This window comes from Mesorhizobium sp. M7A.F.Ca.CA.003.01.2.1 (genome assembly GCF_003998945.1).
GTDB classification, from domain to species: Bacteria; Pseudomonadota; Alphaproteobacteria; order Rhizobiales; family Rhizobiaceae; genus Mesorhizobium; species Mesorhizobium ciceri.
Genome location: NZ_RZRA01001271.1, coordinates 1 through 1,207, shown reverse-complemented (window position 1 = coordinate 1,207; position 1,207 = coordinate 1). Strand labels below are relative to the sequence as shown.

1 pseudogene is annotated in these 1,207 nt (G+C 63.9%); it reads right to left on the bottom strand.

The window, feature by feature from the left end:
• Positions 1-1,207 (bottom strand): annotated as a pseudogene (locus EN969_RS31880) (hypothetical protein); the annotation flags it as partial.

The window sequence follows — 1,207 nt, the reverse complement described above, 5'->3', positions numbered from 1 at the left end:
CCCTCGGATACCGAAATTGTCGAAATCGTTCAGCTGCAGACCATTGAGCTGCACATCCTTCGTATTGCTGAGGTAGATGCCGGTGCCTTGCGTGGCGCTGCCATCGGCGCCGGTCTTGTTGGCGATGACGCCCCCGCCGGTCGCGCCGACGTTGGCGCCATTTCCAGTCACATGCAAGCCGCCATTGCCGAGCGCCGTGCCGGTATTGACCAGGATGATGCCGTTGGCGCTACCGCCATTCGATGTGATGCTCTGGAAGACAAGGTTCCCCGAGCCGATATTCGTGTTCTCGACATCGAGCGCGGTGCCGGTCCCCGAATTGATCGTGCTGCCGGAGCCGGTGGCGGTAACCGTGCCGCCGCCGGTGGCGCTGAAGCCGGTGGTGTCGCTGGTTGAGGTATCGATCGCCAGCTTGTTGGTGAAGCTGATCGTCGTGCCGTTGGTGCCGCCATTGGCCACCAGGTTGATGCCGTCGCTAAAGCTATTCGATGTTATGGCGCCGTCGAACGAGATCGTGCTGCCGCCGCCGGCGGTGCCGGTGTGGTTCTGGACGTCGATCGCGGTGGCGTTGGCGGTGTGGGTAATGGTGCCATTGTAATCGATATTGGCCGAACCGCCCGAAACCAGGAACGCCGTACCCGTTGCACCGCTCAGCGCGCCGGAACCGAGGTCGACCGTGCCGCTGACGTTGGTCAGCCTGACATTGTTGGCGCCGCCGACCGAATTGGTCGAATCGAGCGCGATGCTGGCGGCGACGCCAGAGAGATTGATCGCCTGGCCGGTGGTCGCCCTCACCGTTTCTGCGGCAGCGGTAGCTGTGATGCCCATCGTGCCGCCGGTTCCAACAATTCCGGTGCCGCTGGCGGTGTCGATGGTCACGCCGCCGGTGAAGCTGACCGTGCCGCCGGTTTGCGAGACGCCGACGCCGGTGGTCGTGTCAATGTTGGCGAGGCCGGTGATGTTGAGCGTACCGCTCGCCACCTGAATGCCGCCGCCCGCCGTGACGGCGCTGTTCAGTGTCACCGTGTTGAAGGTGAAGACGCCGGTGTTGCCGGCGTTGATCGCCATAATGCCGGCAGTCGTCGCCGCGGCAACGCTCGTGTTGCCGGTGACGGTGAAGGTACCGGCGACGCCGTCGAAAATGATGCCGCCGCTGCTGCCGCCTGAACTGATGCTGGTCACCACCATATTGACGGTCAGCGGATCG